An 11,724-nucleotide genomic window follows, 5' to 3' on the forward strand; every position below is an offset into this window, starting at 1 on the left:
GAACTTGAGGAGAATGGTCATGACTAGTTCCCAGGCCGCCAGTCAGTTAGGATTTGAGCCATTTGTCGGCACAGCTCCTATAGAATTAAGAGCAAATGAAGACGTAAAAGCAGTAATTCATGCTGCCTATCGTCAAGTTTTTGGCAACGATCACCTGATGCAAAGCGAACGTCTCACCAGCGCCGAATCGCTATTGCAACAAGGTAACATTAGCGTTCGCGATTTTGTGCGGACATTAGCACAATCCGAACTGTATCGGCAAAAATTCTTTTACTCTACACCTCAAGTCCGCTTCATCGAACTCAACTATAAGCACCTCCTAGGTCGTGCTACCTATGATGAAGCAGAGATTGCCTACCATGTCGATCTCTATACGCAAAAAGGATACGAGGCAGAAATCAATTCTTATATTGATTCTTTGGAATATCAAGAAAACTTTGGCGAATCAATTGTCCCCTATTATCGGGGATTTGCTACCCAAGCAGGACAAAAAACAGTCGGTTTTAGCCGCATGTTTCAAATCTATCGCGGGTATGCAAACAGCGATCGCGCCCAAGGGAAAAATAAATCTGCTTGGTTAACCCAAGATCTGGCCTTGAATTTAGCGACAGCAATTCAAACCCCGAACTTTGGTAAGGGACTGACAGGAACAGTCGCAGGCGATCGCGGACAGCTTTACCGAGTGCGCTTTATTCAAGCAAATAGCGGGCAGAATTCTCAAGTCCGCCGTAGTATGAGAGAGTCTTTGGTAGCTTACGATCAACTCTCACCCACCCTGCAAAGACTGAATCAAAGAGGGAACCGGGTAGTAAATATTTCTCCTGCCTAAATCAATTCCATTTGCAATATCCAAGTCTATAAGGAGAGCTATTAGTGGCAATTACAACCGCCGCGTCTCGTTTAGGAACTTCGGCTTTCGATTCATCACGCCCAGTTGAACTGCGTCCCAATTGGACAGCAGAAGATGCCAAGGCTGTGATTGCAGCAGTTTATCGTCAAGTATTAGGTAACGACTACCTAATGCAGTCAGAACGTCTCACCAGTCTAGAGTCGTTGTTGACCAATGGTAAACTCAGCGTCCGGGATTTTGTCCGCGCAGTCGCTAAATCCGAACTATACAAAACCAAATTCCTTTATCCGAACTTCCACACCCGGGTAATTGAATTAAACATTAAACACCTGCTAGGACGCGCACCCTACGATGAGTCGGAAGTAATCGAGCATCTCGATCGCTACCAAAATCAAGGCTTTGATGCAGATATCGATTCTTATATTGACTCTGCTGAATATGATACTTACTTTGGCGATGCGATCGTTCCTTACTACCGTGACTTTGTAACCACAGGCGTTGGTCAAAGAACCGTTGGTTTTACGCGCATGTTCCGCCTTTATCGCGGTTATGCTAATAGCGATCGCTCTCAGCTTGCTGGTACTAGTTCTCGTCTGGCTGCTGACTTAGCTAAAAACAGCGCTTCTGCGATTATCGCTCCTTCTGGTGGTTCTCAAGGTTTCTCTTACCTCCCCTCCAAGCTAGGAACTGCACCCAGCCGCACCTTTGGCAGATCTTCTGCTGGTTCTACCTCAGGTTTATACCGGATTGAAGTGACCGGTATCAGCTTACCCAGATATCCCAAAGTTCGTCGGAGCAATAAAGAATTTATCGTTCCCTACGAACAGCTATCTAGCACCCTACAGCAAATCAATAAGCTGGGCGGTAAGATTGCTAGCATTACCTTGGCACAATAGGAGATAAAACCATTATGTTGGGTAAATCTGCATTGACAAGAGGGTCAAGCACCAGCTCAGAAGATCGCGTTTTTATCTATGAAGTCGAAGGATTGCGCCAGAGCGAGCAAACCGACAACAATCGCTATCAAATTCGCAATAGCAGCACAATTCTCATTCAAGTGCCTTACAGCCGGATGAATGAAGAAATGCGTCGCATCAGCCGTTTAGGCGGTAAAATTGTGGGCATCCGTTCTGCGTCTGCGGAAACTTCATCAGAAAACTGAAATCGCATCGCATCTCTGACAGCAGTAGTATTTAATTTTGGAATGTAAGGGCGTGGGAAAGTTTACCTTTCTCCGCCCCTTTATGCACACTCTATTAGTTCTTGGCGTTCTTGGCGTCTTCTCTGCGAGACGCTATGCGTTGGCGGAAGCCTCTCGAAGAGAAGGCGGTTAAATAAATCAAGGTTTTTGGTAATTTTTGCGTAAGTCCTGTTAAGAAAGCATCGTCACTTTCCCCGTAGCTAAATCATAATAACCACCAACAATTTTCAATTTACCTTGCTGAATTAAATTTCCTAAAATTGCCGAGCGTTCAGCTAAATGTTCGGCTTGATATTGCACATTAGCAATCACAGTATTTGCTTCTAAACTGCCGTTTTTCTTCTTAGCAATTTCTACAGCAGGTTTAATTTCTTCGACAAAAGCACCAATTCTGCCAGGAAGCGGTTTCCCCTCAACAGCTGCGTGAACTGCACCGCATTTTGTATGACCTAAAACTAAAATAAGTTGCGTACCTAATATTGATGCTGCATATTCTAAACTACCTATCGCTTCTGAGGAGGCGACATTACCAGCAACTCGCACTACAAATAAATCGCCTAATCCTTGATCGAAGACAATTTCTGCGGGTACTCGCGAATCAGCACAGCCTAATATAGCCGCAAATGGATATTGCGCTGCAACAGTTTCTTGCAAGCGAAATTTAGATTGGCGGGGAAGAAGACGCTTTCCTTGAACAAATCTTTGATTTCCTGTTAGCAAGCGATTTAATGCTGTTTGCGGATTAACTGGTTTTGGTTTTGTGACAGCATCATTAGATGGATCTTCAGCTAATGATGGTTCTTTGTTCCAGAGTACACCGCCAGTACCAATAATAGCCCCAAGACCAATACTACCCAACCCAGCTAAATGTAAAAAATTACGCCGCCCAATAAATCCATTAATTCTAGCCATTCATCTACCTGGCAACGTTTCGTTGTTGCCTGGAAGATAGCAAAATTCAGCCAGATGGAAGAGTACTCGCTGACACTGTTTAAGAGTGATTTAAGTTTTGGGTATTGGGCATTGGGCAGAGACGCGATTAATCGCGTCTCTACAATTGTCCTCCTTCCTTTCCCTAGCCCCTAGTGCTTCCCTGCACCTAAATATAGTTCTGCGACTTTGGGATCGTTTAACAATTCTTGACCGGGGCCTGTGATAGCATCGCGTCCTGATTCTAGAACACAACCGCGATCGGCCATTTCTAGGGCTTTACGGGCATTTTGTTCTACGAGGACAATTGCTGTACCCGCTTGGTTAATTTGTTTAATTTGCTCAAATACTTGTGTTACCAAAATAGGAGATAAAGCGGCGGAAGGTTCATCTAACAGCAGCAAGCTTGGTTCTAGCATTAAAGCTTTACCCATTGCCAACATCTGTCGTTCTCCACCGGAAAGAGTACCAGCGCGTTGACGACGGCGATCGCTTAATCGCGGAAACATGGTAAATATTTTATCTTTGAGGGGCTTTAGAGGCACATTCCGCACAAAAGCCCCCATTTCTAAATTTTCTTCAATACTCAAGGATGGGAAAACATTGGCAATTTGCGGAACGTAACACATTCCTCGCTGTACAATTTGATTTGACTTTAAGCCAGCAATATTTTCACCTTTAAAGGTAATTGTGCCTGTGTGGGGAGTTAACAATCCAAAAATGGTTTTCGCTAAGGTCGATTTACCCGCACCATTAGGGCCGATTACGGTGACTAATTCCCCCGCTTCCACCCGAAAATTTACACCTTGCAGGATATCTACATCTTTAATATATCCGGCATGAACGTTTTGTACTTCTAGTAAATAGTCAATAGTCATTTGTCAATAGTCATTTGTTATTGGGTATGGGGCATTGGGCATGGGGCATGGGGCATAAAAAGTCAAAAGTCAAAAGTCAAAAGTCAAAAATATTTCTGAATTTTGAATTTTGAATTGATTTTGTCCTCCTTGTCTCCCTTGTCCTCCTTGTCTTTCTTCCCAATATCCCATACCCCTCTGCTTACCTTAACCCTGAACTATGGACTATTCTGGCGTTTTTTGCAAGTCTGGGCGTTCTTCGGGAACGATCGCGCCTTCTACTGGGCATACTTGGAGACAGATGCCACAATCAATGCAGGTAGCAAAGTCAATCCAGTACCAATCGGTTCCTTTGACGTTTTTACCTGGCCCGTCATGAATACAGGCTACTGGACAAGCTTCTACGCAGTCAGCAATGCCTTCACAGACATCGGTAACAATTGTATGTGGCATTTCTTGATTCCCTCTGTTTAAAATCGGCCATTTCTAGCCTAGCAATTACTGCTGTTTGGTAGTTAAGACATCATCTGAAGTTATAAATAAACCCGACACTATCATGTAATTAAGTGTCGGGTTGAATTTACGACTGAAGTTTTGGGAAGAAAATTATTCATCCGAATTTTCAGCGATCGCTACTGCGAGTTTTTCATAACGTCGAGGATCGCCTTCGGCAAATACCTGCCGTTCTTGTCCTTTACGCCCATACAAACCTTCCATGATTTTTTGCCAGTCCATAGAAGATAACGGTGAAGGGCTATCTTCTACTGTTGGCTGTTGCTCAATTGCAGTCTGTTTCTGCAGGTGTTGCTGTGCCAGTAAGACACGTGCTTTCACTGCCCAGCTATTATCTTTGGTAAGGATTTGCTCAAATTGGGACTGAATTTGCGATCGCCATTCTGGATAAGTTACAGTTACTGCATCAGCAAGAAACTCTAAACCTACAACTGCTGAATAGCGTACTACCCACTCGTCGTCTTCTTTGGCGACAAACAATAAGGCATCCATTGCTTCTGCTTGGGCGATTTCTAGCAAATCTTCGGGGAACCAATGCCACTTCATCATTCCTAAACCCTTAGCTGCGGCGCGTCTGACGCTAAGGGCAAAGTCGGCTGTGGCTGCACCTAATAAGGTGACTAATCCTCGCGGATCGCCAATTCCTGCTAAGGCACGGATTGCCCAAGATCTAGCGGTGTAGTTATGCAGATCGAGTAGCTCTAACAGTGCTGGTACTGCGGGTTCGCCGATTTGGATTAGCCCATCAACAGCAGCTACGGCTGCACCGGGATTGTTATAGCTGAGTGAGGCAATTAAGGTGGGAATGGCTCCTTCTAAACGAGATGCTGCTAAGTGTTTCACAGCTTCTTGCAACCGGAGAGAAGAATCTGCATCTTCTACTGCACGAATTAGAGAGTTAAGGTAATCTGCCATGAGGGAGAAGAGAAGCAATAAGTTCTACCTTTTACATTGTCCCTCTTTCTGCTACAATAACGCATCCATTAATTGCATTACTTTGATCGCCCCAGGAGATAAATCCGTTGCTGTGGTTTGTGGTAATTGCTTTTCGAGTAAGCCTTTGAGGGATATCAGCTTTAAGCTATTTTCGGCTAAAGTTTCGGCGATCGCATCTGCTGCTGGCAAATATCCAATCGCTCCTAAATCTGCTAGCACGGCTCGGCGTAATTGTAAATCATCGTTAGCTAATGCTTGAATTAAGCGATCGCCATACTGATTTGATGTTTCTGTTGCTTTATGGGTAAGCTGATACATTGCTCTGGCTGCAGCAAACTGAATCCGGGGAATGGGGTGATCTAAAAAGGATTCAATTGTGGGAATGGCTTCAACTGCTCCCAAAGTTCCCAAAGCTTCAATAATCGCGTCAAAAGGTTGGGCTAACTGGGGCGGTTCTGGTGCGGGTAAGGTTCCAGGAATGCGATCGCTCATTAAATCAATCAACCGATGAATACAGCATGTATCCCCCAACATTTCTAGAGATTGGGCTGCGGCTTCCCGGACGTAAAAATCAGAACATTCCAGCGCTTTGACTAAAGCGGGAACTGCTCTATTTTCGCCTAGTTTACCCAAGGCTCTAGCTGCATTGCGACGTAGGGGATAACCACCAGCATGAGTGCGATCGTCCTCATCTTCTAAGGAGGTAATTAATACATCAATTGCTTCTGGCGCATCCACCCGAAAGCGTCCTAACCACCAAGCGGCGTATACCCGTAATCCCAAATCTTCACCTTGGAGATTAGCGATCGCCTGTTCCACAGTTAATTGGCTATCATCCTGAATATTAGCTTTGTTTTCCATAGAAAATCGCTCTCAACGAGATGAAGGTTAGGAAACTGTTGACTGTTGACTGTTGACTGTTGACTGTTGACTGTTGACTGTTGACTGTTGACTGTTCACCAATGACAACTGACAACTGACAACTGACCAATGACAAATGACCAAAACAATACCCGGAGGGGCAAACAATCACTAACTTCTGTCAGTCATTGTATACCCCACCGGGTCATACCATCTAAAAAATTAGCTTAATGCGTTGATGGCGTAGTCGATGTAGGAGTTAGCTTCAACAGCAGGATCGCCGCTCAAACCGTGGTTAGCTTTGACATATTTCAGAGCTTCAACATACCAGCTAGGAGACAAATCAAAGGTGCGGTTGATTTCTGCAATACCACCGATGAGGTAATCATCCAATGGGCCTGTACCACCAACAACTAGGCAGTAGGTAACCATGCGCAAGTAGTAACCGATGTCACGAACGCACTTGTCTTTGCCTGTTTGAGTAGAAGCAAAGTTAGGGCCTGAAGTGCTGGTTGTGTAGGGATATTTGCTGTATACAGCGTTAGCAGCACCAGCAGCTAGGCTAGAAGCTTTTTCGCTTAAAGCTTTTGCAGCTTCTAAGCTAGCTTTAGCTTGACGGAAACGACCAAATGCGGTTTGGATTTCGGTGGAGCTTAAGAAGCGTCCTTGAGAATCAGCAGCAGCTACTGCTTCGGTTAAAGGGGTTTTCATGTCAGATTTTCTCCCAATATCTTATTTGATGAAAGAGCTTTTAGCAATTGTTTTCAGCTATGTGCAGCCGAGCAGAAAAAACTGGTTAAGTCTGTGGTTATGAAACCGCAGCAGCAGCTCTATCAAAATAGCTAGCTACTTCAGACATTAAGCTTGCACAGTCGCCTCTGGTAACACCGTTGGTGTCGCCAGCAATAGCTAGTGCAGCGTCTTTCATCTTAGAAACGCCAACTGCTACGGAAGCGCCGGGGGTTCCTAAAGCCAAGTAGGTTTCTTTCAAACCGTTGAGGCAGCGATCGTCGAGGATGCTTGCATCGCCAGAGAAGATAGCGTATGTGATATAGCGTAAGATGATTTCCATGTCACGCAGACAAGCAGCCATACGACGGCTGGTGTAAGCGTTACCACCAGGAGCGATCAACTGGGGCTGTTCTGCAAACAAAGAACGAGCTGCATTAGCAACGATTGTGGAGGAATTGCCGGTGATGCGGTTGACAACGTCCATGCGCTTGTTGCCATCAGCAACCATAGCACTCAGGGCATCAATTTGAGAAGCACTCAGATATTCACCGCGTGCATCAGCTTGGGAGACTACTTTTGCAAATGCGTCAAACATACACTCTATTTCCTAATTCGTTTAGTCGAGTATGGCTTGGATTAGGTTACAACCCAATTTGATTTGGCTAACAGCCCAATCAACTCAAAGCAGTAGGTTGAATAACTGCTGAAACCTTTCCGATTGTTTCCCTGAGGAAGTTGGGAAGATTTCTGATTTCTTTAATAATTGAAGAGCTTTTCTCATCTAGGATGAACGACTAAGCGATCGCCTGGTCTGTTTATCTCTTCAATGTTGTTTATACTATATCGTTGGATCGTTTGTTTATTACAAATTGTCAACTTAATGGTGTCATGACCGGAAACGCTTATTTATCAAGCTTTTCATTCTTATTAGTATTTATAATTTTCTTAGCATTTCTTAATCATCCCTCAGTTTTGTCTAGCTAACTACCTAGCTTTAATGCCGGTACAGATGGATATTGCCGCTCTACAGCCGAGCTAAAAATGAATAAAATTTTAATAAATATTAAAAAAACTGAATTTTTCTCATATAAGTGTTATTGGCGTACAACGCTCAAGCAAGCAATAGGCAATTAATATCTGCAATGAGTCAGCTATTCTGCTTTTAAGTTGCACACCATCATGAGGGCTGTTGACTGTTGACCGTTGACCGTTGACCGTTGACCGTTGACTGTGGACTGTTGACCGTTGACCGTAGGGGCGGGTTTATTTAGATATTGGTCGCTCAACGCGGATATCCCTGAAACCGCCCATATAAAAGTTAACAGCCCTAATTATGTAGTTGTGTAATTTATCACGATTTAGTTGCTGTCCAATCTTTCTTGAGCAAGGCGAGAAAGGTGGCAATTCCTTTAGAAAATCCTTGAGGGTCAGGTAAAACATACTGGGGAAATTCCTCATAAGGCCGCCACGGCTCTGAGGAGTTATGACGCAGGTACAAAACGCGCTCATCTCCTTCAAGTTTCCAGAGCATTTGACCGCCAGTGGGAATTTCAGCCATGTTGTTCTCCTAAATATAGTGCAAACAAAAACTTGCCAAATTCTGCCAGGATTCCGTGATTCTCGATATTAATTTACGTCAACTTTGCTACAAGACCCCTAGACTATTGCGTTGAATTGTTGTAATAGCATGGATACATTATAGTTGCCCATTGCCAAGTTAGCTATCACTCAATTGACAACTCCCCCTACTTAAGGCGTGGGGATTCTTCCTTCATCCAACATTGCCTCTAAAGGCAGTGCCCTTAGATGTTCCCTACGATAGATGTGGTTCAAATAGGTGAAAACTGCTGTAATGATTGGGATGTTTTTTTATTTGGAAGTCCCTAATACATATAGATTTCGCTTAGGAATAATCATGGCAGTGTATTATTGTCAAATTAACCTAGAAATAGCATCTGTCTTCGCTTTATCGCCAGCCTTGGAATTCATTCCAAGGGACAAAGCTCAAGTAGGGGCGGGTTAAGCGAGATAGTCGTGAATTATTGGAGCATATCTGTGAACCCGCCCCTACTAAAGTAGACTCAAGATTTTGAAGATATTTAGTCATCTTGAGATGACTTTGACTATTAGCAAGGAACTTCAGTTCCTTGCGGTAAACAGGTTGTGCGTTAAGTTTGCCATTGTTAAAAAATACGTCAATTTTTTAACATATATAGAATGCAATTAAAATATGTATCTGAGAATCAAAGCCTCATTAACTATGCGTGTCATAGTGTTAATCTGGGTATTAGTAGTGAGTATAATTTCGTAGTCAGAAATTACATCCTGTTTTTCAGCACTAGCATGACTCACATTATCAACCAGCAGTTTTAATAAATTTAAGATGTCAGAATTTAGAAATCTTCCAGAATGGGATAAAGCTCACGAACTTACAGTAGCAATTTATGATTTAAGCAGAAATTTTCCCGACGATGAATTACTGGGTTTAACGCAACAAATACGTTTAGCTTGTTCTGCTGTCCCAATTAAAATTGCTCAGGGAAGCCATCGCGAAGAAATTGAAGAAAAACTAGATTTTTTAGAAATGGCTAGAGATTCAGCCATAGAACTAGAATATTATCTGCTACTTTGTTATGAGTTAGAACTGGTGCAACCTTCAGATTACGATCGCCTTGTCAGCAGTATCGTGGAAGTGAAAGAATTACTGGAACATACAATTGAGAAACTTAGCCGCAATTATTAATGATTCTGCGAATTCTTCCCCAACACCTAGAAATTATCCGCAGCCACGCCGAAAGTACTTACCCCGATGAATGTTGCGGTATAATCCTGGGTCACGGGATAAGTGAGAGCAGAACGGTAGTGGAAGTGATACCCACAGAAAACGCCTGGAATAATACAATAGACGATTTCCCAGGCGATCGCACTCAGGATACCCCAAGACGACGATATGCGATCGCACCTCAAGTTATGTTACAAGCACAAAGAACAGCACGCGATCGCGCTTTGAATATTATCGGGATTTACCATTCCCACCCCGACGCACCCGCTATACCTTCCGAATGCGATCGCCTCTATGCCTGGCCGGAATACTCGTATATAATAGTTTCCGTTCTCAAAGGCAAAGCGGAAACACTCCAAAGCTGGAGTTTAGACGACAACCATCAATTCCAACCAGAAGCAATTAACAACATAATTTAAACAACCGATCAATACGGATATCATTTTTCGCTACGATAAATAATCCGCCCTCCACTGAAAATTGCTATGCTCAATCCCAATCTGGAAGAAATCCAGTTAACCAAAGACGATTACGAACGCTACTCCCGTCACCTAATTTTGCCGGAAGTAGGATTAGAAGGGCAAAAACGCCTCAAAGCCGCCAGTGTACTCTGTATCGGTACAGGTGGACTCGGTGCGCCCCTGCTGTTATATTTGGCAGCTGCGGGTGTAGGACGCATTGGTATAGTTGATTTCGATGTGGTTGATACATCGAACTTGCAACGCCAAGTAATTCACGGTACATCCTGGGTAGGTAAACCGAAGATTCAATCAGCTAAAGATAGAATTCTCGAAATTAACCCCTTTTGTCAGGTGGATTTGCATGAAGTTCGCCTCAGTTCCGAAAATGCTCTGAGTATTTTGGAACCCTATGATATTGTCGTTGATGGTACTGATAACTTCCCCACCAGATATTTAGTTAACGACGCTTGCGTATTGCTCAACAAGCCTAACGTCTACGGTTCCATATTCCGCTTTGAAGGACAAGCCACTGTATTTAACTATGAAGGCGGGCCGAATTATCGTGACTTGTATCCCGAACCACCACCACCAGGAATGGTTCCTTCCTGTGCAGAAGGTGGCGTGTTAGGAATATTGCCGGGAATTATTGGTGTCATCCAAGCCACAGAAACTGTCAAAATTATTCTCGGACAAGGTAACACTTTAAGCGGACGCTTGCTGCTGTACAATGCCTTAGAAATGAAATTCCGCGAATTGAAACTGCGTCCTAACCCGATTCGCCCAGTAATTGAAAAACTCATCGACTACGAAGAATTCTGCGGTATTCCCCAAGCGCAAGCCGAGGAAGCCAAACAGCAGCAAGAAATACAAGAAATGACTGTGACAGAATTGAAACAGTTATTAGATAGCGGTGCAAAAGATTTTGTACTGTTAGATGTGCGCAATCCCCATGAATACGAAATCGCCAAAATACCTGGTTCAGTATTAGTTCCATTACCAGATATTGAAAATGGCAATGGCGTGCAACAAGTCAAAGAAATCCTCAACGGACACCGTTTAATTGCTCATTGTAAAATGGGCGGGCGATCGGCAAAAGCCCTGAGCATTCTTAAAGATGCGGGAATTGTCGGTACAAACGTTAAAGGCGGAATCACCGCTTGGAGTCGAGAAGTAGATTCTTCCGTTCCTGAATATTAAATTCTGGTTGACTGTTGACACTTCGACAAGCTCAGTGCGGCGCGGTTGACTGTTGACTGGGAATAAGCTATGAGACATCTAATTTGCAGATTCAATTTTATCAGTCTCTTGTGGGGTGGGCATCTTGCCCGCCCAAATCATGCAACTTAAATGCTGATTAGCTTATAGATTTCCGCCCCTTAATTGTGGTATTTTTCCGTAATTAAGTGACCAGCATAAAATATAAAAGATTCATAAGGGCACAGCAATGCTGTGTCCTTATTTCGTCGTAGTGGACTGACACAACTAAAATAGTGCATTAGAAAAACTCTTGTGGGATGGGCGTCTCGCCCGTCCTGGGCGGACAAGACTTCGGCGTGAGCGCTCAGTCGAACGCTGTCCACCCCACAAGAAAATTATATTGC

Annotated in this window: 16 protein-coding genes; 6 read left to right on the forward strand and 10 right to left on the reverse strand. The window is 43.8% G+C overall.

The genetic code is table 11. The features are described from left to right. The first annotated feature begins 19 nt into the window (after window positions 1–19). Genes AACW45_RS34730 through AACW45_RS34740 form a run of 3 tightly spaced genes read left to right on the forward strand, consistent with a single transcriptional unit; the run spans window position 20 to window position 2,012 of the window. The gene (locus tag AACW45_RS34730) at window positions 20–829 is read left to right on the forward strand and encodes a phycobilisome linker polypeptide (RefSeq protein WP_190637622.1); all 810 of its coding nucleotides are present in this window, start codon (window positions 20–22) and stop codon (window positions 827–829) included. A 44-nt stretch (window positions 830–873) separates the two neighbouring features. Then, entirely contained in the window at window positions 874–1,746 is an 873-nt protein-coding gene (locus AACW45_RS34735; protein ID WP_190637624.1) for a phycobilisome rod-core linker polypeptide, read from the forward strand. Window positions 1,747–1,760: 14 nt separating this feature from the next. Next, a complete protein-coding gene (locus AACW45_RS34740) occupies window positions 1,761–2,012 on the forward strand; it encodes a phycobilisome linker polypeptide (RefSeq protein WP_190637626.1) in 252 nt (83 codons plus the stop codon). Window positions 2,013–2,222: 210 nt separating this feature from the next. On the opposite strand, the gene AACW45_RS34745 is transcribed toward AACW45_RS34740, so the two are convergent. The 10 genes from AACW45_RS34745 to AACW45_RS34790 all read right to left on the reverse strand — a co-directional run bounded on the left by AACW45_RS34745 (window position 2,223) and on the right by AACW45_RS34790 (window position 8,438). Next, window positions 2,223–2,963: a carbonic anhydrase gene (locus AACW45_RS34745; protein WP_190637628.1), complete on the reverse strand. Its 741-nt coding sequence runs from the start codon at window positions 2,961–2,963 to the stop codon at window positions 2,223–2,225. 170 nt (window positions 2,964–3,133) lie between these two features. After that, window positions 3,134–3,859 (reverse strand): ABC transporter ATP-binding protein, encoded by a 726-nt coding sequence (locus tag AACW45_RS34750; RefSeq protein WP_190637631.1) that lies wholly within the window; start codon window positions 3,857–3,859, stop codon window positions 3,134–3,136. Between the two features lie 204 nt (window positions 3,860–4,063). Beyond that, entirely contained in the window at window positions 4,064–4,291 is a 228-nt protein-coding gene (locus AACW45_RS34755; protein WP_096645224.1) for an indolepyruvate ferredoxin oxidoreductase subunit alpha, read from the reverse strand. 153 nt (window positions 4,292–4,444) lie between these two features. Continuing rightward, window positions 4,445–5,266: a HEAT repeat domain-containing protein gene (locus tag AACW45_RS34760; RefSeq protein ID WP_190637633.1), complete on the reverse strand. Its 822-nt coding sequence runs from the start codon at window positions 5,264–5,266 to the stop codon at window positions 4,445–4,447. Between the two features lie 51 nt (window positions 5,267–5,317). Continuing rightward, window positions 5,318–6,148 (reverse strand): HEAT repeat domain-containing protein, encoded by an 831-nt coding sequence (locus tag AACW45_RS34765; RefSeq protein WP_190637635.1) that lies wholly within the window; start codon window positions 6,146–6,148, stop codon window positions 5,318–5,320. Then, on the reverse strand, window positions 6,132–6,263 hold the full coding sequence (locus AACW45_RS34770) for a hypothetical protein (RefSeq protein ID WP_339385117.1): 132 nt from the start codon (window positions 6,261–6,263) through the stop codon (window positions 6,132–6,134). Before AACW45_RS34770 ends, AACW45_RS34765 begins: the two co-directional genes overlap by 17 nt. 107 nt (window positions 6,264–6,370) lie before the next feature. Further along, the gene (cpcA, locus tag AACW45_RS34775; protein WP_190637637.1) at window positions 6,371–6,859 is read right to left on the reverse strand and encodes a phycocyanin subunit alpha; all 489 of its coding nucleotides are present in this window, start codon (window positions 6,857–6,859) and stop codon (window positions 6,371–6,373) included. Between the two features lie 97 nt (window positions 6,860–6,956). Beyond that, a complete protein-coding gene (locus AACW45_RS34780) occupies window positions 6,957–7,475 on the reverse strand; it encodes a phycocyanin subunit beta (RefSeq protein ID WP_096645233.1) in 519 nt (172 codons plus the stop codon). A 556-nt stretch (window positions 7,476–8,031) separates the two neighbouring features. Next, complete coding sequence (locus tag AACW45_RS34785; RefSeq protein WP_277880462.1) at window positions 8,032–8,166, reverse strand: hypothetical protein; 135 nt, start codon at window positions 8,164–8,166, stop codon at window positions 8,032–8,034. A gap of 65 nt (window positions 8,167–8,231) precedes the next feature. Further along, the gene (locus AACW45_RS34790) at window positions 8,232–8,438 is read right to left on the reverse strand and encodes a hypothetical protein (RefSeq protein ID WP_190549809.1); all 207 of its coding nucleotides are present in this window, start codon (window positions 8,436–8,438) and stop codon (window positions 8,232–8,234) included. A gap of 825 nt (window positions 8,439–9,263) precedes the next feature. Here AACW45_RS34790 and AACW45_RS34795 point away from each other — a divergent pair. The 3 genes from AACW45_RS34795 to moeB all read left to right on the forward strand — a co-directional run bounded on the left by AACW45_RS34795 (window position 9,264) and on the right by moeB (window position 11,320). Beyond that, window positions 9,264–9,623, forward strand: coding sequence for a four helix bundle protein (locus AACW45_RS34795; protein ID WP_190637639.1), 360 nt, complete (start codon window positions 9,264–9,266; stop codon window positions 9,621–9,623). After that, entirely contained in the window at window positions 9,623–10,081 is a 459-nt protein-coding gene (locus tag AACW45_RS34800; RefSeq protein WP_190637642.1) for a Mov34/MPN/PAD-1 family protein, read from the forward strand. The genes AACW45_RS34795 and AACW45_RS34800 overlap by 1 nt, the downstream gene beginning before the upstream one ends. 66 nt (window positions 10,082–10,147) lie before the next feature. Next, the gene (gene moeB, locus AACW45_RS34805; RefSeq protein ID WP_190637644.1) at window positions 10,148–11,320 is read left to right on the forward strand and encodes a molybdopterin-synthase adenylyltransferase MoeB; all 1,173 of its coding nucleotides are present in this window, start codon (window positions 10,148–10,150) and stop codon (window positions 11,318–11,320) included. Window positions 11,321–11,724 lie beyond the last annotated feature (404 nt).

Origin of the sequence: Calothrix sp. FACHB-168 (assembly GCF_963889195.1) — a bacterium.
GTDB classification, from domain to species: domain Bacteria; phylum Cyanobacteriota; class Cyanobacteriia; order Cyanobacteriales; family Nostocaceae; genus Aulosira; species Aulosira anomala_A.